Here is a 21,207-nt window from a genome sequence, read left to right on the forward strand (position 1 = left end):
TTTTGTTAGATTAAAGCCATTATACGCTAAAAAAGGCTAACCTTAAGAATTAACAACCAAATGTCATGACAAACTTTACCGTAAAGGCTGATCTTCACGAAGACGCCCCGTGTTACGGCGCACCAATAAGAAATTAATCAGCACTAAAATTGACGTTGAAATGAACACGCCAGAATAGCCCGCAAAATTGGTGACTGTCGATCCGATCAGGGGGCCAATGACGTTGCCGGTCGCTTGAAAGCTTTGATTCCAACTAAAGACCTGCCCCATCGTATCCGCAGATGAATACTTTGCCATAATCGTTTGCACACTCGGAATTAGCGTGGCATCTGAAATGCCAATCAATAACCGTAATCCACCTAATTCCCAGACATTGCGGACAAATGCCATGGGGAGAAAGACTAACATCGAAAAAAGTAACCCAACCGTTAGAATCCAGTGGGTACCGATTCGATCACCTAAGGCGCCAAAACGAGGTGCAGCAATGATGGTTGCGACACCGTTGATTGCTTCAATGACACCGGCTGCGATTGCCACGTGACCGCCACCATGCATTAATTGCTTGACGTATAAACTCAAAATCGGCTCAATTGAGTTGTTCGACGCCTGAATAATAAGCGTCGTGATAAACATCCCCAAAATAATCCGCCGATTATCGAGGGATTTAAAAAAGTTTCCCCGTTGCTGCAACTGCGCTTTGGTCACTGGAACAAAATGTTCCTTAACAAAAAACAAGACCAAAAAGAACGCCGCCAGCATCATAATACCGGTCACCGCAAAGGTATACCGATAGCCGACAAAATCAGCAATGACGCCTCCGACTAGCGGACCAATTAACGTGCCAGAAACATTACCCGTTGTTAAGGTGCCTAAAGCCTGTCCGCTTTTCTCTCGCGGAACTGATGTGGCAATTAAGGCGTTGGCATTACTGATAAAACCAGAAAAAGCACCTTGTAACAAGCGTAATCCGATTAGTTCATACACATTAGTGACAAAACCAATCGATCCAATAACCACCGCCATTCCCAAGGAAGCGCGTAGCAGCATTAATTTACGTCCATGTGTGTCAGCCAGGCGGCCCCAGAGCGGAGACACCAGTGCCTTTACAATAAATGGTGCGGCAAAAGCAATCCCGCTCCAAAAAGCATTTTGTCCACTGGTGAAATGACCCAATGTACCGATGTATAACGCGATAAAGGGACCAATGCTGCTAAACCCAATGCCCACCATAAAATTGCCAAACCACAAGACACGCAAATTACTGCGCCACTCCGCAACTGGGGTTATATTCGATTCATTCATTTGCTGCCTCCCCAGCCCATTAAGTTCGCTTTTCTCAGCTCGGGGACAACTCCTCATCAAAGCATGTGCCCACCCTCGCTCAGCCAACTTTACTTCAATTTTTTCGCCAAGCTAGCTTAAATCAAGCCAGCCAATTCTAACAAAGGACGATTATAACACCGGACGTCAAATAGCACTTTTGTCCTAGGCAAAACTTAAATCCATTGTTAGCTCAACTCATCAACCAACCGTTTCACGTGAAACGTTAATGATGCACATAAAAAATGGATCTTGCTAAACGACGCAAGGTCCAAGGTAAACACGGTTATATTGTTGTCTCATGGCTAGCCAACTGGCGAACACGTTGGTCGATGCCATCACGTACGTTTCGAAAAACGGCCATAATTTGATCATCAGTACCTGTCGCCTGTGCTGGATCAATAAAGTCCCAATGCTCATGTTTAACTGATATTGGCAATCTTGGACATCGATCACGAGCATCTCCACACAACGTCACAACCAAATCGCATTGTTGTAAATAAGCTAAATCGATCTGCTTGGAAACTGCGTGCGAAATATCAATATCTCGCTCAGCCATAACTTGGACTGCTCGTGGATTTAAACCATGCACCTCAATACCGGCGCTGTCCACTCGCCACTTGGGTAAATATTGATGAGCAAAGCCTTCTGCCATTTGACTCCGACAAGAATTTCCTGTACATAGAAAGTAAACTTGTGGCATATAATCTCGCCTCCGGTTTCGTGTTCAATCTACCTAATCATGCGCGTGCAACCACTGATCTAACACTTGAATAAAGGCGTCGTGCTGATCTAACAAAGCTAAGTGACGACTATTAGCAAATAGATGCCATTTGGCATTAGGAATATGATCGGCTACCGACTTCGCAATTAACGGTGTACATAAATCATCCGTACCACTGGTAACTAGGGTTGGCACGTGAATTTTAGCCAACTGATCGGTCAGTTCAAAGTCACTAATCGTCCCGTTCTCTGTAAATTCATTAGGCCCTTCAGCAATTAGGCTCGCCCGTTGGCCATTTGTCGGTCGCCGTAACGGTTCAGGTGAATTTTCATCAGGATCATCCCAACAATAGCGTTCCATATAACGATCATTGGCCGCTAAATATTTAGGTCCGGTGAAATCACCTGTTCGTTCCGCTTCAGCAATGGCCTGACGATCTTCGTAACTTAGATAAGAAATGAGCCGATGCTGTTCTTGCGTCCACAGCTTAATTGAAGCCGGTGAGCCATCGATCATCACACTTTTGACACCAGCCGGGTCAAATTGCGTTAAGTAGTACATTTCGAGCATGCCACCCCAGGACTGACCCAGTAAATGAACCTGATCAAGGTGTAGATATTCACGTAAGGCAATTAATTCAGCCACCCACGTTTCTTTCACATAGATCGCCGGATCTTCTGGCAAAGAAGATTTCCCACAGCCAACCTGATCATACATAATTAATTGACGTCCCGTTTTAGCATACTCGTCTAGTAATTCAAAATAGTTATGCGACGACCCTGGCCCACCATGAATTAATAACAAGGGCGCTAATCCCGCTTGGCTTTCACCAACAATTCGATAATAGGTTTGATAACCTCTAAATGGCATGTATCCTTCGATAATTTTCATCATTTATTGCCTCACTCACTTAACCAGCCCGACTAACACAAATTCAACTTATACCTTGGTTTGATAAGGATAGTGCACCATATTAGGAACTTGGTCCCAATCTACTGGATAACCAGCCCCATGTGCACAAAAAACGGAGTCTGGGGTATTAGGTAGATCAGCCTTAGGATCGTAATGCCGATCCAATACCACCTGGTCGGCGGCCTGACACGGTTGATACCCAGCCACTGAACATTCAAATTCACCTTGACCACGTGTGTAACCTTGAACTTCTTTAGCATAATCTTGCATATTGGCCACCGGTGCCCCACCAGTCAATATACTTCCATTACTCCCGGCCAAAGGCGCATCAAAATGACCATGCATGAGTTCAATATCCGTCATTGCCCGCCCAATTTGATCTTCTGGAACCACTAATCGAAATGAATACCAAGGCTCCAACAAATCGCAATCACCATTGGCTCGAAGCATCATCAAGCCTTGCCGCACCGCTCGCCAGGCTGCTTGGCGAAAATCACCGCCAACGGAGTGAACATTGCTGGCTCGACCACCAATTAGTGTGATTTTAACATCTGTCAACGGCGCGCCGATTAAAACTCCAATATGTTCCTTCGAACGTAAGGCCGTCAGCACCTGATGTTGCCAATTTTTATCCAAAACTTCCAATGAACAATTTGAAGCAACGATCAAGCCACTTCCTGCCGGTAATGGTTCGAGCCGTAAATGAACTTCCGCATAGTGACGTAGTGGCTCAAAGTGCCCCACGCCCTCTACCGCTCGCGTAATCGTCTCACGATACATGATCTGTCCTTGCGTAAAATTCACGGGTAAATGGATCATTTCTTGCAACCGCTCTTGCAAAATTTCTAACTGAACTTGCCCCATGATCTGCACCCGAAGTTCTTGCAGTTCACTCGACCAAGTCACATGCAAGTTGGCATCTTCATCAGCCAATTGGTTTAAAGCTGGCAAATAAACATGGGGATCTCGCTCCTGTAGATCAATCGCATAAGTCATCACCGGTTGAATGACCATTTTGGCCGCGTCCTGACTGTCACCTAATCCTTGACCTGGATAGCTGCTCGTTAATCCAGTTACAGCGATCACTTCACCTGCCTTAGCCTCTTGAACAGTCGTGAATTTTGCGCCATTGTATTGGCGCAGTTGATTGGCTTTCTCATCAGGTAATAACAGCTGTTTAGCGGACAAGGTGCCACCGGTGACACGAATCCAAGAGAGCCGTTCTCCCTGTACATCGTGAGAAACTTTAAAAACACGTGCACTAAATTTTGGTTGAGGTTCACGCTCCTGCGTCCAATCATTTAAACCAGTCAACAATTCATCAAGACCCGCCAATTTTAGTGCTGAGCCAAAATAGCAAGGAAAGATTTTCCGCTGTTGAATCAGCTGTCTAACCTGTTGGTCACTCAAAGTTTCGTTCGCCAAATAGTCAGCTAACACAGTTTCGTCCTGAACCGCTATTTCTTCTCTGATTGCCTCTGATAAAGGTGTGGCAAATGCCACACACCCGGCTGATAAGTTCGTTTTCAACGTGGCTAATAATGCATCTGCATCGACACCGGGTGCATCCATTTTATTGATGAAGATAAAGGTTGGCACATGATAGCGGTCAAGCAGTCGCCACAAAGTTCGCGTATGTCCTTGAATCCCCTCAGTCGCTGAAATAACTAAGACGGCGTAATCCAAAACGGACAATACCTGCTCTGTTTGGGCAGCGAAATCAACATGTCCCGGTGTATCTAGCAAGGTTAGACTTAAATTTTGAAATGCTAAACTGGCTTGATGAGTATTGATTGTAATACCGCGCTGTTTCTCTAATGCATCTGGATCTAAAAAGGCGCTTCCTTTATCCACACGACCGAGAGCTCTTATTTCGCCAGCTCGATAAAGTAACCCTTCTGACAAGGTTGTTTTACCTGCATCAACATGGGCCACAATCCCGGCCACAATTTTCTTCATGCGCATTTCTCCTCAAAACCACAACTGACTTACTATCTATTAGTCATCATACACGGATTCTTCGTTTATTCCCCGGGAAATTTAAATAGATTAAAAAACTACCCGATCAGGGTTACTTTCCATACCCCATCTGAGTAGCTTTTCACAGTTCTTTCACTTAACTTGTGCTAAGGCAGTGTCGATTGATTCATCACCACTCGCCATTTCGATCACGCGCTTAATTGTTTGATCATACGTTGGCAGCGCAGCTAAGACCGCCGCCACATCGGCAATTGGATTGGTGGTTGCCGATAATTTTCCAATCGAAATTTTCCCTGTCCCTGTCGCTTCAGTCAACGTGGCCGGCTGTAAAATCGTGTAATCTAAGGTAGTCTGATTAACTAAATAATTATCTGCAAAAAACTTTGCGACATTGTAATCCATGATATTAGCTAAACCACCTTCATGCCATTTATCAGGTTCTAAGGCATGCAGCGAACTAAGCATGATGTATCGTTTAATCCCGTTTTTCTCCGCTGCTTGCATTGTCTTGACTGCCCCAAACGCATCCGTTTGCAGTAAATCTCGACCTCGTGAACCAGCGGCGAAATAGACGACATCCACCTGGCCGATCACTTCGGCAATATCGTTCATGTCTGCCTGTAAATCTAACTTCACGGCGGTGACCAACTCATTTTCCCTTAACACCACATTTTCCGGATGTCGGGCTCCCGCGATAACCTCATGTCCATCGGCAACTAGCTTTTGAATTAATGCAGACGCCACCCGTCCAGTTCCACCAGCAATAAATATTTTCATAATTCGTTATCCTTTCAATTACTAAGTGCTACTACACCAATCGACGAACTTCATTCGGATAAGTGAGCTTTAACAGCCAACCTGTCGATGCTTCAACGCCGCCATTATAAACCTTTTTCAGCTAACTCACTTTCTTATGCATCATGAACCACTTTACCCATCCAAGTCTAGTCATCTGCATTCCGATTAACTAGACGGCTTCATATTGGCCCTTTATCGCATCCCGATGCTACTGTTTTTACCTTCAGTTGACGAATAAAACTGATAAAATAATGCCATCAATACATGTGGGAGTCGCCTAACTTATGAAACTTATTATTTCGCCAGCCAAGAAAATGGTTATCAATACCGATGACTTTGCACCCCGTAGCACACCAACCTTTCTAGTTGAAGCACGACAGTTACACAAGCAACTTCAATCATTATCTTATGCTGAATTAAAGTCATTGTGGCATTGCAGTGACAACGTAGCTCAGACTAACTACCGCTTATTACAGCAAGCCGATTTGGACCAAGCCTTAACACCAGCCATCATGGCTTTCTCTGGCATTCAATACCAATATATGGCCCCCGACTTGTTCACGGCACCGGCATTATCTTATATCCAAACGCACCTACGAATTTTATCTGGACTATACGGTATTTTACGACCCTTTGATGGTGTCGTTCCATATCGATTAGAAATGCAAGCCCCGCTACAGACGGCACAAACACATAATCTATACGATTTTTGGGGTGATCGTTTATACACCGCCTTGCAACCCGCGTCAGAACCCATTATTAATCTTGCTTCCAATGAATATGTCAAGTCAATTCGGCCCTATTTACGCCCTAACGACCAACTGGTAGATATTAAATTCGCTCATCTAGTTGACGGTAAATTGAAAACGCGGGCTACTTTGGCCAAAATGGCACGCGGCTCAATGGTACGTTTTATCGCGGAAAATCAGCTGGAAAGCGTCGCCGATTTGACAACTTTTAATGATCCAAATTATCAATACGATCCCGTAAGATCCACCGATTCAACATTGGTCTTTATTGCCACCAAAGGTAATTAACGAGCGGACCAGCTGCTATCACGGCGGGAATTTCTGTGGGACCTCCCATGTTGTGCAGTGCACGGCGCCACCTATCCTTATACTATTTCGCTGGCTGATTGTACTAAAGCACCCTTCCCAAAAGTCAAATACGCCTTAGCTCACCACTATTCAAAAATGCCGGGTTGAAGAAGTCTTAACAGCTTCTCCAACCCGGCTATTCGTTTCTAATAAACATTACTGGTCAATACTGACTTTTAACCACAATAATCATCGCTGAGTTCTACGGGCAATGTCACTTTGATGTAACCGGACGGGTTCGTTTTAACACAAAATTTCCCGTCGCTAACGCTAAGCTAATGCCGACGCCTAGGGGAAGAAACGCCGAATAATTCAAATGACACACCTCAAAGACCATAAATAACGCCATTAATGGCGCTTGCTGTGAAGTCGCCAGCAAGGACGCCGCGCCGATGACCGCATACTGCCAGATTTGAATACCAGGAATAAATAAGCTAGCAATAAAACCAACTAACATCCCTAAAACTGCGCCTAAAGAAATCGATGGCGTTAACGTCCCACCTGAGGCCCCTGACTTAAGGGTAAACACAGTGACAAAAGCTTTTGCTAACGCCCCCATCAGCAAGAGGCTTGTCATCGCGCTAGTTTGACTATGAAAAGCTGTTTCGGCCAATGCCCGGCCATTCCCCATGATCTGTGGAAAATACATCGCAATCAACCCGGTCACCAAACTGATGACTGGCAATTGCCATAAGATTCGTTGCTTAGTCGCCCGTGTCCGTCCGGCCCACTGAAAGGCCTGACGAAAATAGGCACCCGTAATCCCACAGAGTGGTGCCAAAATAATCACAACTGGCAATGATGCCACGGCAAACTTTGTGCGACCGACTAAGTAATATGGACCAAACCCACGCAATAGCGATCCCATCAACATGGCAACTGTCGACATGGTTAAACTTACCACCACGGTTCGTTTAGTCACCTTTTTCAATAAAATTTCTACGCAAAAGAACATCCCGGTTATGGGGGCTATGTAAATACCGGCAAAGCCAGCTCCGGCAGCCGACGCAATCAGTAGTTGTCGATCATCTTCGCTCACTTGGATGTGCCGAAACTTTTTTAGCCCATCGATCCAAGTCTGTGCGATCAACGCCCCTAATTGCCGCGGTGCCACTTCTCGTCCAACTGGTGCGCCCGTAGCGACGTAAAAGATTTGAGTAAAAATATCAATGAGTGTCGCCGGAATTGGCATCCGTTTGCCGGCAACGCCATCACTAATCCCCACGACTGGTTTCAAATGAACGCTACTGTACCACCACAACATCGCGGCAATTCCCCCACCCAACACGAGCGAGATCAGTCGGTGCACGGGCGAAATAAAGATCGCCGCCGGATGAAGCGCGTTTTCCTCAAAGCTCAAAAAAACATGTTCAATGAGATCTAAAAAAGAACCCAATGTTAATGCACCAATCCCAATTAGCAGCCCTAATCCTAAGGTCGAAATGGCGATGATGCCTTGTTCTCGTTGTTTATTCATTCGTACAGGTACTTCCTTTCACCATCGCCTAATCAGGCCTTGAGGCTAACATAGGGGTATGTAGACCACATAATTGCGAACTTTCTAAAATAGAATACCACGCCATCTGATCTACATCACCAAAAGCATCATACTGATTAATAATGCTTGATAACTCGTTAACCCACTCATTTTACTTGACCGCCAACTTGGCAATCACGTTCAACGTCCACCGTCGATACTGAAGATATAGCGCCGTGAAACGACCATCACTATTTTGCTCCCACGGCTTCGGCCGGCCAGAAAAATGTAACACCACCGTATTAGCCATCACCCACTGTAAATCATGATCGCCACGGCTACGCAACTGATAGGTCGTAAATTTGCGCGTGTCATAATTCCATATTTCCTCTGGCACCTCTAAAATATGGGACCCATATAAGAAATTTAATACATCTTGATCTGGTAAAAGTAGCTGACCACGATATCGGTCAATCGTCTGTTGAATGTCTGCGGCTTTAATTATTTTTCGTGTTTGACTCAAATCCATCAATAGGAGACCCGTATTAAAATACTTCGTCGCCGTGTTTAAGCGCAAATTATTGAGCGGCGTAACGGCGTCAATTAATCCGGTATGCGCCGCGGCCGCCATCATGGCAGTACCAAGATCCAGTTGCCACAATTTTGTTAAGTCATTAATAATCAACGTGTCTGGATCAATGTAAATGACCCGTGTGACTGATTGTGGCAACAAGTCGCCTGCCAATAAGCGAAAGTACATTTCCTGTGGATAGTTATGAATCGTGTCAATCGCTTGTGTGCCGAACACCTGATCAACTTGAATGGCTGAAAATGTCCAATCTAAATGAGTAACGAACTGCGATAGTTGCGTTAATTCATTTTTGGTAATTGATTGATGCAATAACCACACATGGCAAGTGATATCCGGATTATTATCCGCTAGAGAAAGTAAGGCTGTCTTGAGTGGTAACAGATACTGTGTGTTCAGTGTGACTAATAAATTAATTTCCATCATGATTATCCTTAAAATCGCTTTATCGATATGATCTTCGGTCAATGTTAACCATTTCTTAGCGTCTGATACTGCCTGCTGTCATTTTAAAAGGCGGCCGTGAAAACCGCCAAATCGGTTAGTTGCTGAAAACCAGTTTTCTCATAAAATTTTTGCGCACCACTATGCGGACGAGTCATCAACATCATCGAATGAATGTCTTGTTTAACTAGCGCGCTTTGAATCTCGTTAATCAGCTGTTGCCCAAGTCCCTGTTGTTGATAATTTGGCGCAATAAAAAATTCTTCAATATAGTATTCAAATCCTTCATACCATGGTTTGATAAAGCCATAACTCACTGCAATGACGTGCTCGTTCTCAATCCCTAAGTAGCCCATAAAATAGTTATTGGCGACATGCTTTCTAAGCATCGCGGCCACCCGTGTTACATCAAAAGTTTCTGACCACGGCGCTTGTGAAAACACTTGGACGTATAGTTGAACGATTTCATCAAAATAACGTGGTTCATACCTGATCACTTTCATTTACGGCCTCTTTACGCTTCATTAATCGAGATAACTTAGACCCATTTAACTACACTTCATCTGATTTCTCCAGACGTTTCACGTGAAACAAATCAATTTAAAAATCGAGACTCAGAGCGAAACAAGCCGGTGATGTCGAGCACTAGCTGGGACTGAGTGGTTGGCGCTCTTTGCCAATTAGGCAGGGCTTGTGCAGCTCGACAAAGAAAAAACGCATCTACCATTGCGTTGATGCGTTTACTAGCCTACTGTGAGCTTCAAGGAATCGGCAGTTGGTCAAAATCATACTGAGAGGACTTAACTATGTTAGCTGACACTTTAATCATTATTGATTTGCAGAATGGCATCGTTGGTAATCATTCTGATCTACCAGCCTTTTTGACTAGAATTAACCAACGCATCCTTGAATATCGAAGGGCTGGAAAACCAATTCTATTTATTCAACATAACGATCAAGCAGTTAAATATGGCACCGCCGCTTGGCAATTAGTCACCGGATTAGACCGCCAGCAAACAGACATCGTGATTGAGAAATGTCATCCCAATGCCTTCCTACAAACGGACCTTCTCTTTCAACTTAACACTCGCCAACTGCACACCATCGAAATATGCGGGGCACAAACTGAGTACTGCGTGGATGCCACAATAAAAGGCGCTCACACCCTTGGATATCAAGTTTACATGCAACATCAGATGAATACCACCGATGACAACACCTACACGACCGCGACTCAAACGGTTGCTTTTTATGAGCATATCTGGGAGCAGCGGTTTGTGACGTTTATAGAATGAGTTCTCTTTCAATAAAAGCATTGATTAAATCTATTATACTGTGATCATTTCCTGCCACTCATCAAAACATGATTATTAATTCTCGCGACGCTTCAATCACTGAATGCTTACTGTCAACATCGCCGCATTCCATACATATAAGCAGATGCCTTCACTTATGATACGGACTTCCCGCATTAATCATAAACGCACGGTAGATTTGCTCCGTCAACACGAGCCGCATTAATTGATGCGGTAGCGTAAACCGCCCAAATGAAATCTGTGTATCGGCACGCTTCAAAACAGCTGAGGTTAGTCCTAGCGAGCCACCGATAACAAATGTAATATTTGAGTGACCATACGTACTCAACTCATCAATTTCTTTCGCAAAGGCTTCGGAAGTTCGTTCTTGGCCTTTAATCGCGAGGGCATAAACATACTCACGATCTTTGATATGTTCCAAAATTCGGGCCCCTTCCTTAGCCATCACTTGTTCCATTTCTGATTGACTCAAGGTTTCAGGGGCTTTTTCGTCGGGCACTTCAACAATCTCAAATGTACAGAACTTGCTGAGCCGTTTGGTATATTCCTCAATGCCTTGTTTAAAATACTTTTCTTTTAATTTCCCCACACCAATAATCTTAATTTTCACAAGAATCCTCCCACCGAAAAGCAACTAACAGTTTGACAAGCTAATAGATTGCTTTAGATTTCCTTAATCTTTGTAACCAAAAGTTTAAACATTTCGTGCAATTCTAACGGGCGTGCTTAGTCACAATGAATAAAAGTTATCCACAGTTTTCCACAAGGGCTCTCGGAGCGAACACGTTCGTTTAAAGTACTGATATAACAGCTTTTTTAAATCGAACAAACCTAAAACGCGAAAGTTATCCACCGCGTTTTTCGAGGGTGTGGATAACTTTTTCCACGGAAAACAAATCCCGATTTTTCGGCGTTTATTTCAGATTCACAAACTTATCCACAGTTTTCCACATACTTTTCCACTTCTGTGCAAAACAATTTTATCATTGCAATTTAGTACCCGAACCCCTTTATTTTTCCATTTCGTCTTTGTTCGGTTTATGCATTGATTTCATTAGTCAATAAGTGAAAAAAGTGTTCATGTAAAAAAATAACATTCGGATTTGTAATCCTACTATTCAAAAATTAAACACAGCTCAAATGACATGTTTACTTAATCAGCTCATTTACCTTTTGTCTAATTGCATATTACCAAAAAAAATTGCATAAAGTGTGTTAAATTTCGCCACATTACGTTATCTTACACAACAAAGCGTGGTTGCATAATTATTTGTATTCTTCAAGGAAACTAAGTGTGGCGCCGTTCAAAAACCCTCTTGATCCCCGGCCTAAGGCATCTTATCAGGATTTTTAACCCTCCCAAAATTCATATTGTTTAAACAATTTCGTTGAGAAATCATCGAATTCACAAAGTAATCCAGCCCCGTCCCATGATTTACCGCATAGAAAAAGGCCATCCATCGATGACCTTTTTGTTTTACTTTGTTTGATTGGTTAAATCACTTGTACTCTCACTTAATGTCACCGTGCCAGTTTTAAGACTGCCATCACGGTAATATTCCACCGAAACTTTGTCGCCAATTTTATGGTCATAGAGCACATCGCGTAAATCAGCCTGTGAGGTGATCTTCTTACCATCCATCTTGGTAATCACATCATACTTCTTCAAGCCTGATTTCTCCGCAGCTGAACCACTGTAAACCTTCATGATGACCACACCACCAGTTACACTGTTTGGTAGTTTTAGAGTGCTAGATTGGCTGTTGCTGTCCACATTAGAGAGATCTACCAGACCGACACCTAATGCTGGTCGCACAACTTTACCATTCGTAATGAGTTGATTGATTATAGAAACCACTTCATTAGATGGAATCGCAAAGCCGATCCCTTCAACTGACGTGCCACTAGAAGACGAGGCTAACTTCATTGAGTTAATGCCAATCACCTGTCCGGCTAAGTTCACCAAGGCGCCCCCGGAGTTACCAGGGTTAATCGCCGCATCCGTCTGAATAACCGTTGCATCACCAGTTTGGTTCCCAGATTCATTTTCGACAGGCACCGTCCGTTTTGTCGCGGAGATAATCCCTTCGGTGACTGATGTCGCATATTGCGATCCCAATGGCGAACCAATTGCGAGCACCGATTGTCCAGCTTGAATAGCCGTCGAGTCACCAAATTGAGCAACCGTTGAAACTTCATCTGCTTTAACGCGAATCACGGCTAAATCAGTCGTTGAGTCCGTTCCGACTAACTTACCTGATATCTTCTTTCCGTTACTCAAAATGATCTCTAGGGCACTAGATCCGGACACGACATGATTATTCGTCACGATATAAGCATCGCTCCCGGACTTCTTATAAACAACGCCTGAGCCTTCGCTAGCTGCCTCTAAAGAGTTGTCAGAACTACTGCTACTACTGCTGCCAGAGTTAGACGAAGAACCACCGCCAAAAATACCATACAGTCCACTTTCACTATTGGAAGATTGTTTCTGCAGGTTAACTACCGAAACAACCGCATTTTTGACTTTGCTAAAGGCTTTAGTCGCGTCAGAGTTCGTCTTAACTGTGACATTAGCCACCTTGGTTGTCCCATTTTTATAAGATGTATCGCCACCGTTGGCATTATTGATTGCACTTGCGCCACCATAAGCGATCCCCCCGCCCAACAAACCAGCAACGAGGGCGACAATCCCAACCTTGACTAATCCACGATTGGATTGTTTAGGCCCTTGTGGTTGTGGCCCGCTGTTTGATTGATTATTCATGTCATTATAATCCATAGGCAATTTGCGGTAACCCGCCTACCTCCTCATTTCTTATTAGTCTTATTATACCGTTCCAGCTTAAAAACCACTTAAAGCTGTCCCTGGACTTGCTAAAAATTTAAAGAAAACGCCCCTCAACCACTTTAACACCTAAAAAATAAACACTTGAACATCTCTGTCCAAGTGTTTCACGTGAAACATATTCAAAGGGTCGTCAGATCTGTTGCGGCATCAGGATCAGTATCCAACAAGTGAAAATCATGTTCAACGCCATAATCCTTTTCAGTCATCATCGAGGCCACCGTCAGATGAGCTAGGGCCTTCATGTTGTTTTCACGACTAAGGTGCCCTAAGTAAATCCGTTTCGTCCGATTTCCCAGCACTTCCATTAACGCATTAGCACCATCTTCATTAGACAAGTGACCCGTATCACCTAAAATTCGTTGTTTTAATGACCACGGATATGCCCCCATCCGTAACATATCCATATCATGATTACATTCAAATAAGTACCCATCGGCGTTTTTAATCACACCAGCCATTCGTTCCGAGACGTATCCCGTATCTGTCAGAATCACAAAGGATTTACCCCCACAATGCATTTCATAAAATTGTGGATCAATTGCATCGTGGGAAACGGGAAAACTCTGCACATCTAGTTCATCCAATGCCTGGATTTCGCCGGCTTCCAAGTCAAATTTTTGTTCTAACGGGATTTTGCCCACCTTGCCAGCAATAGCTGACCAGGTTTTTTCATTAGCGTAAACATTGATCCCATATTTACGCGCTAGTACACCCACGCTCTTCGCATGATCGGTATGTTCATGCGTCACGAATAAACTATCGACATCATGTAAATCCCTGCCAATGCTGTGCATTAATTCATTAATCTTTTTTCCGGATAAGCCTGCGTCAACTAACACTTTATGCGTCGGCGTTTCGATATAAGTCACATTACCAGAGCTACCACTGGCTAAAACACTAATTTTCATCGCATCCGTTGATGATGCAACCGTCGGATCCAATCCCAATTGTGGTGTATTCAAATTAATCACAAAGCCATCTCCATCACAATTAAATTTATGTCGTTTAAAATCACATCTCATCGTAACACGAATTGATCGATTATGTGGAAGTCACAAGCTTTTTTTAATTTCCGGCAGAGCTAACGTCAACGTTACTTTGATCAACGGTCGGGGACTGAGCATTATCCGAGCTTGCACGACTATTAATTGCCCCATTTGTCACCGCTGTTGTTGAATCCGTCGACTTCATCACCGCGCCAGTGAAGGCATTAACGCGCTTAATAACAACATTATTTGTACTCTTAGAACGTAATGCAATGAACCACGTTGGCACATACACATTATTGTCAGAAACACGTAATAATCGCGAATAAGCTAGTCTCGACCAAACAACTCGACTATTGTTCGGTAATTCATTGTACTGATACAACCAGATTAACGCTTTTTGTTGACTAATGGTGGTGGTCTTTTCCCGTAACGGTTCTACGTTGCTAACGTAGGATTGCGTATACCCAATAACCTGATTTTTATCTCCCACCCGAAAACGTAATTGACCAGATGGCGCCATAATCGTGCCAGAAGGGACAACCTGAACGTAGACAACCTCATTAGCTGCTACGCGAGACAGTTCCGCACTATAGACATAATCATTACCTGCTGTGACGTTAGCCCCACTTTTAATGAACCGATTAAGTTGGGTTTGCGGAGACTTAGGGTTAATAACCAATGTCTGATGTAAGGTGCTCGTCATTTCAGTCGAGGTAAACCGATACTCTTGGTAGGTTAAATTTTGCGCACCCGTTTTTAACCGAGCCAAGCCCGTCTTGCCGGAGACATAGTAACCTTGAGCCTCTTTATTCGACAACGTACTAAAGGTAATGCCATCACCACGCATTTCCCGCAAAATCGTCGTCGCAGAATTCGCACTTCGCGGTGAGGTTTCCTTCACCGTTGCATCACTTTGCTGCCATGAAATTAATAAAAAGATATCAATCGCAATAAATGCAATTAAAAATATCCATTGAATGCGGCGAAAGTTCATGTTGAATTCCTTTCCTTAACAGTCTCACCAATCTTCAGCTAACAAATTACTCACCTAATAAATCTGTATAAACTTGCCACTTACCGGCCACATAGACGTAGTAGGTTGGTTGTAAATCCACGACTTGATTTGAATCAGAATTGCTCTCCCATTGATACCCCAGGACAATATCTTTAACTTTATTTGCCGGTGTTCCGGCTGCCGCAAGTTGATTCATAACCGTCAACGTGCTCGGTAATGTTACACGACTCGTAGAATCCGTCGGTAATGGTACTTGTAAATTCGTCAAAGTAAAGTTAATTTCTTGCGTTCCAGCCTGGTCGTGTTTGACCTGGACAGCCCCAAAATCGGTCTGGTTAAAGATGGGAAATCCTTCAACAAAAGAGCGATAGGTCACCTGATGGCCATTATGTTCATTATCAAAATAACGAATCGTATCCAACGGTAAGCCAACCTTAGACAAACCATTAAAGCTCTTGATTAAGTTATTCCCTAAGTCTCGAGTCATCTTTTGATTAGCATTATAGTCCTCAAATTGAACCGCCCCAGTTTTATTGGTGACGGTCATTCGCTTATAAGTGCCCGCCAAGTAAATCGTATGCCCTGCGGTGCGATGGACCGTTACTGACGTTGACTCACCGGTATTGAGTAGCGATGTGACAAAGAAACTAGCGCTCTGTTTACCGACCAAGTAACTGTAACGCGGTATGCGCACCGGGTACTCATAGTAAGTTAACGTATGATCATTAGCGGCGTGTTCGGTCACCCGATACCGTTGATTGGCTTTGCTCAATAACTGGCGAATTTGGCTTAAGTCCTGCCGACGGACATGAATTTGATAGATCGATTGATTATCGTCATTCAATAAATACAGACGTCCAGCAGCGTGAGTTGAAAAGACAATTCGCGAAAATTTGGCGGTCGGTGACATCAACAACTTTTGTCCATAAGAGCGGTTAAAAATTCCGCGTCCAATGTTGTCCGCATACACAAGCTGGACCATCCCATGACGATTTAGCAACTTTTGATAAGCGTTCACATCGCCCTGGCTAATCTTGCGAAAGTCGCTCATTTGCCACTTTTCAACGACGCTTTTAAGAGACGTCACCAAATTAATCTTCGGATTATAGACCGTTTCAGACCGACCTTGCTGGTTGGTCACAACCACTTGGGTTGGCAAAAAAATATCATCAATGGCTCGGGTCGTCACCGTTGAGTGCGTTGCCCCTGTACTAGCGGCTCCATTCAACCGTGTACGATCATAGCGAGCCGGATTGGTCCAAATCAAAAAGGATAAAATGATGCTAATAATCACTAATAAGAATAAGGCAACCGGTAGACTGCCTGAACGAATTTTATTCCACATCCCAGTCATCCTCCTCAAACTGCTCGAATGGCAATGAAATATAGAACGTCGATCCCTTGCCTTCAGTACTGTCAACCCAGATACGTCCGCCTAACATCTGAATGACTTCTTTAGAGATGGCTAGCCCTAAGCCAGTCCCTCCCTGGGCCCGAGATCGCGCCTTATCAACACGGTAAAAACGATCAAAGATGTGGGTCAGATCTTTCCGCGGAATTCCTAATCCTTGGTCAGAAATACTCATGATGACTTGATTATGCGTTTCTAGCAAACGACAGGTAATGATCCCGCCATCAGGAGAGTACTTAATCGCATTGTTCATCAAATTATCAACCACTTGCGTAAAGCGATCGGTATCAATCTCAACCCAAAGATCCTTATCGGTGAAGTCTCGTTCAATCTGATAGTGCTTTTGATGATGTGGACTGTCTTCATTCTTGAGCATCATTTCAAAGCGGTTCAAGATATAATTAAACAACTCATTGAGGTTTACGGTTTCCAATTCCAGCTTGGTAGTGCCTGAGTCCATGCGACTCAACGCCAAAAGATCATTAACCATTCGAATCATCCGCTCAGTTTCATCTTGGGCCACTTTCAAGAAATTCGGGGCCACTTTAGGATCTTGCCATGCCCCATCAACCAAGGCGTCAATATACGAATTGACCGAAGTTAGCGGCGTCCGTAATTCATGTGACACGTTAGAAACAAATTGCTTACGGTCTTGATCTTCCTTTTGCTGTTCAGTGACATCATGGAGCACGCAGACCAAACCGGAGATAAACCCAGACTCACGTTGAATGAGTGAAAAAGTCGCATGTAAAATCAAATCACGACCTTCTTCAGACAAATCCAAAGAAACCTCATCCTGGCTCTCTAACAGCTCTCGTAACGTATACTGATCACGAATGTGTAACAAATCCAAAATGGATGTGTTCTCAGCCTCATCTTCTTCAACATTCAAGAACTCACGAGCAGCTGAGTTGATAATGTTGACGGTTCCGCGTCGATCAGTGGCGATCACACCATCGCTCATATGGGCAAGCACAGAGTCCAACCGACGACGTTCAGCCTCCGTTGATTCTTGTGCTTCTTCCACCCGAACCGACAAATTGTTAACGGCGCTGGCTAATTGGCCTAATTCATCTGTTCCGTAGACACGAACTTGACCAGAATAGTCCCCTTGCGCAATCTGGACCGTTTGACGTTTCATTTCATCAATTGGTCGGGTTATTGCCCGGGAAATAACAATCGACATAAACAGTCCTAAGACAATGGCGATTAGCGCCGCTGACAAATAGATTAGTGTGATGTTGTTGATGTTTTCATAAACACCTTCCAATGAAGCACGAATGTATAAAACACCAACTAAATTATTGCCATTACTACCAGAAGCATTCAGCAACGGTACGATCGAAATATAATAACGATTATTATCCCGCGTATCGTAAATATCCCGTTGATACGATCGGTTATTATAGATAGCGTTCTTGACATTGCTGTCCGTTGTTTTTTGACCAACAATCGTTTGGTCATTGATATTACTCGTACCACGGACAGTTCCTTTATTATCAATCACGCGAATTTCAGTAATGTTTGCGTTGTTAACATCTGACAAAATACTTCTAATTCGCGAATTCGCTGACGTTGTATTACTGCGAATTAATTGATCCGACAGCGAATTATCAATATAAGCTGGCAGTTGAATCTGTTGTTTGAAATTGCTCAAATTCTGCTGTTCTAATTGACGTACGAAAAAAGCCCCGACGATTTCGAGCGTAATCAACAACATCAGGGCAAATACAAGCGCAATTTTAAAATTAATTGATTGAAAAAAACGAATCTTCTTATTCACAATCAGAAGAGCTCCTCAATTTCTGATTAGTCGGTTTCCGGGTTTCTCAGGTAATAACCGACGCCACGACGCGTAACTAACCATGATGGATGACTAGGCGTATCTTCAACTTTTTCCCGTAACCGCCGCATCGTCACGTCAACTGTCCGCACATCACCGAAGTAATCATATCCCCAGACAGTCTGCAACAAGTGTTCACGTGTCATGACTTGCCCAATATGCTGTGCTAAATAATAAAGCAATTCAAACTCACGGTGAGTCAATTCAATGTCATCACCACGTTTAGACACCATATAAGCATCTGGATCGATTTTTAAATCACCGACCTCGATCGTATTGGACTCAGACTCCGCCGCCGCGGAATTCTTGACTACCGTATCTTGACGACGCAGATTTGCTTTCACCCGCGCAACTAACTCACGATTCGAAAATGGTTTGGTCACATAGTCATCGGCACCCAACTCGAGCCCCAATACTTTGTCGATTTCGGAATCTTTAGCGGTCACCATAATGATTGGCGTCGTATATTTAGTCCGAACCCGACGTGCAACTTCTAAGCCATCGATTTTAGGTAACATCAAATCCAGCAGGATCAAATCAGGTTGTTCTTCATCAACCTTTTCAATAGCTTCTTCGCCATCAGCAGCGGTCACAACATCGTAACCTTCTTTTTCCAAATTAAATTTAATGATATCGGAAATGGGTTTTTCATCATCGACTACTAAAATTTTACTCATGCAAATTCCCCTCCAACAGGGTCTGTAATTAATTTTAATTCACGGTCAACGCCGTCAGGTAACTTACGGCAACTTTCTACATTATATCACAGACCCGCAGCTTCACGTCGAGCTCCGGTGTCGGCTGAGTACACTAACAATGTTCATGTTGATACTGTTTCGGTGACTCGCCCGTTATTTGCCGGAAAACCTTCGCAAAATGGCTCTGATCACTGAAATGTAAGTCATAGGCGACATCCATGATCGACTGTTTTTCCAACAACTGTTTAGCTAAGAGTACCTTACGTTGCAAAATATATCGCTTCAATGTCCATCCCGTCTGTTGATGAAAATGACGCGAGAGATAATCCTTTGAGCGTCCTAGTCGAGTTGCAATATCCGCCACAGTTAGCCGTGTCATTAAATGACTGTCAACGTCTTCGCTGATCTGGTTAATCAATTGATCACCATGCTGACTTAAATCTCCTTCTGCTAGCAAATTTAACTCATTGAACAACGCCGCTTGCGCCTGTTTGATTGTCAGCTGGTCTCGTTGTAGCTGTTGCCACCAACGTGCCACTTTGTTGGCATAACGCTGGATGGGAGCCCCATTTTCTAGCTGCCGGCCAAAGACCAACCCAGCAAGCAAAGACACCCCAATCGTTTGTTGTCGCCCCTTCGTCATTTTATCCCACTGATCAACCATTACTTGCTTCACCATTCCCCAATCTCGCTGACTAATCGCCATTAATAGGTGATAAAGTGGTTGCGTGTTTTTTTGACATTCAGCGACCACCACCGATCGCATTAGAATTGGAATCGATCCTAGCAGCGCTACATAAAGGCAAAGTGCGCTCAAACGCAATTGTGCCAACTTCATACTTGAAATTGCAATCCCACATAAGATCCGTTGCTCGTTTAAACGAAAGCAAAATCCATGTCGATGCGTCGTCGAACTTTCCAACAACACCACTTGTCGACCGGCAACCTTATGCGGCGCCTCCTTCAAAAAATCCCGAGCCACCTCGTCCAACTCAATTCCTGCTAACTGCCCCTTAATTTGACCATACCCATCAATTTCAACTAGCTGAATGGTCATTAAGCGACCCAGTTCACCCTCAATTATTGCCCGTCGATCTTTCATTAAACTTTCTCCCCAAAACGTCGCCTTTTTACCAATTAGTCGGTTTTTTCCTCGTCTACAACTAGTGAACCACTTAAACTGTAATCGTTAAATAAACCATGCCATTAATTGCTTGCTGATCGTTTAAGGGGGTCAAAAATGATGTTTGACACTAAAAAGATTCACGCGCAAAACAAACTTAATCACGTCATGGTTCACAAAACCGTCAAGCACTACTTCGATTCATTGAATCAACCTATTCACGCAAACTTCGTCACTGATTTCTTCTGCGAAGAATCCTACATCCGGTTTGAGCATCAAGAACGCGCTGGACGTGCTGCAATTTTAGAGCTACTACAATCTAACCAGCTTAGCCGGGTTCAATCACTAACCGATTTGAACATCGATATCCCGTCATTAGATCTTGTCGCGCTAGTTCACGGCCATGTCATGATTGAAACTGACAATCATTTAACGGAGCCCTATACGTTTACGATGACACTAGTTTCCGATCGATTAATTTGTGATCATTACAATAATCAGTGGCTGATTCATCGGCTCAACTATCAACCAATGTAAAATCTTGTGAGTATCACGACACGCGCTTTCAAACAACTTATTCGATCAATCAATCAGCTGACGTGAGATTTTTTTGAAAAAGT

The 21,207-nt window shown here is 43.7% G+C and carries 19 protein-coding genes; 3 read left to right on the forward strand and 16 right to left on the reverse strand.

Features of this window, described 5'->3' with window-relative positions:
* Positions 1–75: 75 nt before the first annotated feature.
* The 5 genes from AC27FN_RS05330 to AC27FN_RS05350 all read right to left on the reverse strand — a co-directional run bounded on the left by AC27FN_RS05330 (position 76) and on the right by AC27FN_RS05350 (position 5,716).
* Positions 76–1,302, reverse strand: a complete 1,227-nt coding sequence (locus tag AC27FN_RS05330; protein ID WP_487166979.1) for a multidrug efflux MFS transporter — start codon at positions 1,300–1,302, stop codon at positions 76–78.
* Between the two features lie 304 nt (positions 1,303–1,606).
* Positions 1,607–2,023 (reverse strand): arsenate reductase (thioredoxin), encoded by a 417-nt coding sequence (arsC, locus tag AC27FN_RS05335; protein ID WP_487166980.1) that lies wholly within the window; start codon positions 2,021–2,023, stop codon positions 1,607–1,609.
* A 33-nt stretch (positions 2,024–2,056) separates the two neighbouring features.
* Positions 2,057–2,935 (reverse strand): proline iminopeptidase, encoded by an 879-nt coding sequence (gene pepI, locus AC27FN_RS05340; protein ID WP_487167059.1) that lies wholly within the window; start codon positions 2,933–2,935, stop codon positions 2,057–2,059.
* 48 nt (positions 2,936–2,983) lie between these two features.
* Complete coding sequence (locus tag AC27FN_RS05345; RefSeq protein ID WP_487166981.1) at positions 2,984–4,915, reverse strand: GTP-binding protein; 1,932 nt, start codon at positions 4,913–4,915, stop codon at positions 2,984–2,986.
* Positions 4,916–5,068: 153 nt separating this feature from the next.
* Positions 5,069–5,716, reverse strand: coding sequence for an SDR family oxidoreductase (locus tag AC27FN_RS05350; RefSeq protein WP_487167060.1), 648 nt, complete (start codon positions 5,714–5,716; stop codon positions 5,069–5,071).
* 302 nt (positions 5,717–6,018) lie between these two features.
* On the opposite strand from AC27FN_RS05350, the gene yaaA reads away from it, so the two are divergent.
* Entirely contained in the window at positions 6,019–6,771 is a 753-nt protein-coding gene (gene yaaA, locus AC27FN_RS05355) for a peroxide stress protein YaaA (RefSeq protein WP_487166982.1), read from the forward strand.
* Positions 6,772–7,045: 274 nt separating this feature from the next.
* Here yaaA and AC27FN_RS05360 read toward each other — a convergent pair whose 3' ends face one another.
* From AC27FN_RS05360 to AC27FN_RS05370, 3 genes are all read right to left on the reverse strand, one after another.
* On the reverse strand, positions 7,046–8,308 hold the full coding sequence (locus AC27FN_RS05360) for a chloride channel protein (protein ID WP_487166983.1): 1,263 nt from the start codon (positions 8,306–8,308) through the stop codon (positions 7,046–7,048).
* A gap of 172 nt (positions 8,309–8,480) precedes the next feature.
* Positions 8,481–9,323, reverse strand: coding sequence for a glycosyltransferase family 8 protein (locus AC27FN_RS05365; protein WP_487166984.1), 843 nt, complete (start codon positions 9,321–9,323; stop codon positions 8,481–8,483).
* Positions 9,324–9,406: 83 nt separating this feature from the next.
* On the reverse strand, positions 9,407–9,844 hold the full coding sequence (locus AC27FN_RS05370) for a GNAT family N-acetyltransferase (protein WP_487166985.1): 438 nt from the start codon (positions 9,842–9,844) through the stop codon (positions 9,407–9,409).
* Positions 9,845–10,147: 303 nt separating this feature from the next.
* On the opposite strand from AC27FN_RS05370, the gene AC27FN_RS05375 reads away from it, so the two are divergent.
* Complete coding sequence (locus AC27FN_RS05375; protein WP_487166986.1) at positions 10,148–10,636, forward strand: isochorismatase family protein; 489 nt, start codon at positions 10,148–10,150, stop codon at positions 10,634–10,636.
* Positions 10,637–10,787: 151 nt separating this feature from the next.
* On the opposite strand, the gene rlmH is transcribed toward AC27FN_RS05375, so the two are convergent.
* The 8 genes from rlmH to AC27FN_RS05415 form a co-directional block, all read right to left on the reverse strand.
* On the reverse strand, positions 10,788–11,267 hold the full coding sequence (gene rlmH / locus AC27FN_RS05380; protein ID WP_487166987.1) for a 23S rRNA (pseudouridine(1915)-N(3))-methyltransferase RlmH: 480 nt from the start codon (positions 11,265–11,267) through the stop codon (positions 10,788–10,790).
* Positions 11,268–12,134: 867 nt separating this feature from the next.
* Positions 12,135–13,439, reverse strand: a complete 1,305-nt coding sequence (locus AC27FN_RS05385; RefSeq protein ID WP_487167061.1) for a S1C family serine protease — start codon at positions 13,437–13,439, stop codon at positions 12,135–12,137.
* A 188-nt stretch (positions 13,440–13,627) separates the two neighbouring features.
* Entirely contained in the window at positions 13,628–14,416 is a 789-nt protein-coding gene (locus AC27FN_RS05390; RefSeq protein WP_487167062.1) for an MBL fold metallo-hydrolase, read from the reverse strand.
* A 157-nt stretch (positions 14,417–14,573) separates the two neighbouring features.
* The gene (locus AC27FN_RS05395) at positions 14,574–15,491 is read right to left on the reverse strand and encodes a two-component system regulatory protein YycI (protein ID WP_487166988.1); all 918 of its coding nucleotides are present in this window, start codon (positions 15,489–15,491) and stop codon (positions 14,574–14,576) included.
* A 46-nt stretch (positions 15,492–15,537) separates the two neighbouring features.
* Positions 15,538–16,857: a YycH family regulatory protein gene (locus AC27FN_RS05400; RefSeq protein ID WP_487166989.1), complete on the reverse strand. Its 1,320-nt coding sequence runs from the start codon at positions 16,855–16,857 to the stop codon at positions 15,538–15,540.
* Positions 16,847–18,706 (reverse strand): cell wall metabolism sensor histidine kinase WalK, encoded by a 1,860-nt coding sequence (gene walK, locus AC27FN_RS05405; RefSeq protein ID WP_487166990.1) that lies wholly within the window; start codon positions 18,704–18,706, stop codon positions 16,847–16,849. The genes AC27FN_RS05400 and walK overlap by 11 nt, the downstream gene beginning before the upstream one ends.
* Positions 18,707–18,732: 26 nt before the next feature.
* Positions 18,733–19,443 carry a response regulator YycF gene (yycF, locus tag AC27FN_RS05410; protein ID WP_407882643.1) on the reverse strand — a complete coding sequence of 237 codons (711 nt, stop codon included), beginning with the start codon at positions 19,441–19,443 and terminating at the stop codon, positions 18,733–18,735.
* A gap of 133 nt (positions 19,444–19,576) precedes the next feature.
* On the reverse strand, positions 19,577–20,566 hold the full coding sequence (locus AC27FN_RS05415) for a helix-turn-helix domain-containing protein (RefSeq protein ID WP_487166991.1): 990 nt from the start codon (positions 20,564–20,566) through the stop codon (positions 19,577–19,579).
* Positions 20,567–20,704: 138 nt separating this feature from the next.
* Between AC27FN_RS05415 and AC27FN_RS05420 the strand changes: the two genes are divergently transcribed.
* Positions 20,705–21,124 carry a hypothetical protein gene (locus AC27FN_RS05420; protein WP_487166992.1) on the forward strand — a complete coding sequence of 140 codons (420 nt, stop codon included), beginning with the start codon at positions 20,705–20,707 and terminating at the stop codon, positions 21,122–21,124.
* The last annotated feature ends 83 nt before the right edge of the window (positions 21,125–21,207 follow it).

Source organism: Furfurilactobacillus sp. W61-4 (assembly GCF_057545565.1).

Bases quoted from the DNA above. Each gene is read 5' to 3' on its own strand.
- AC27FN_RS05330 (WP_487166979.1), bottom strand. From the start codon at position 1,302: ATGAATGAATCGAATATAACCCCAGTTGCGGAGTGGCGCAGTAATTTG.
- arsC (WP_487166980.1), bottom strand. From the start codon at position 2,023: ATGCCACAAGTTTACTTTCTATGTACAGGAAATTCTTGTCGGAGTCAA.
- pepI (WP_487167059.1), bottom strand. From the start codon at position 2,935: ATGAAAATTATCGAAGGATACATGCCATTTAGAGGTTATCAAACCTAT.
- AC27FN_RS05345 (WP_487166981.1), bottom strand. From the start codon at position 4,915: ATGAAGAAAATTGTGGCCGGGATTGTGGCCCATGTTGATGCAGGTAAA.
- yaaA (WP_487166982.1), top strand. From the start codon at position 6,019: ATGAAACTTATTATTTCGCCAGCCAAGAAAATGGTTATCAATACCGAT.
- AC27FN_RS05360 (WP_487166983.1), bottom strand. From the start codon at position 8,308: ATGAATAAACAACGAGAACAAGGCATCATCGCCATTTCGACCTTAGGA.
- AC27FN_RS05365 (WP_487166984.1), bottom strand. From the start codon at position 9,323: ATGATGGAAATTAATTTATTAGTCACACTGAACACACAGTATCTGTTA.
- AC27FN_RS05370 (WP_487166985.1), bottom strand. From the start codon at position 9,844: ATGAAAGTGATCAGGTATGAACCACGTTATTTTGATGAAATCGTTCAA.
- AC27FN_RS05375 (WP_487166986.1), top strand. From the start codon at position 10,148: ATGTTAGCTGACACTTTAATCATTATTGATTTGCAGAATGGCATCGTT.
- AC27FN_RS05385 (WP_487167061.1), bottom strand. From the start codon at position 13,439: ATGGATTATAATGACATGAATAATCAATCAAACAGCGGGCCACAACCA.
- AC27FN_RS05390 (WP_487167062.1), bottom strand. From the start codon at position 14,416: ATGAAAATTAGTGTTTTAGCCAGTGGTAGCTCTGGTAATGTGACTTAT.
- AC27FN_RS05395 (WP_487166988.1), bottom strand. From the start codon at position 15,491: ATGAACTTTCGCCGCATTCAATGGATATTTTTAATTGCATTTATTGCG.
- AC27FN_RS05400 (WP_487166989.1), bottom strand. From the start codon at position 16,857: ATGTGGAATAAAATTCGTTCAGGCAGTCTACCGGTTGCCTTATTCTTA.
- yycF (WP_407882643.1), bottom strand. From the start codon at position 19,443: ATGAGTAAAATTTTAGTAGTCGATGATGAAAAACCCATTTCCGATATC.
- AC27FN_RS05415 (WP_487166991.1), bottom strand. From the start codon at position 20,566: ATGAAAGATCGACGGGCAATAATTGAGGGTGAACTGGGTCGCTTAATG.
- AC27FN_RS05420 (WP_487166992.1), top strand. From the start codon at position 20,705: ATGATGTTTGACACTAAAAAGATTCACGCGCAAAACAAACTTAATCAC.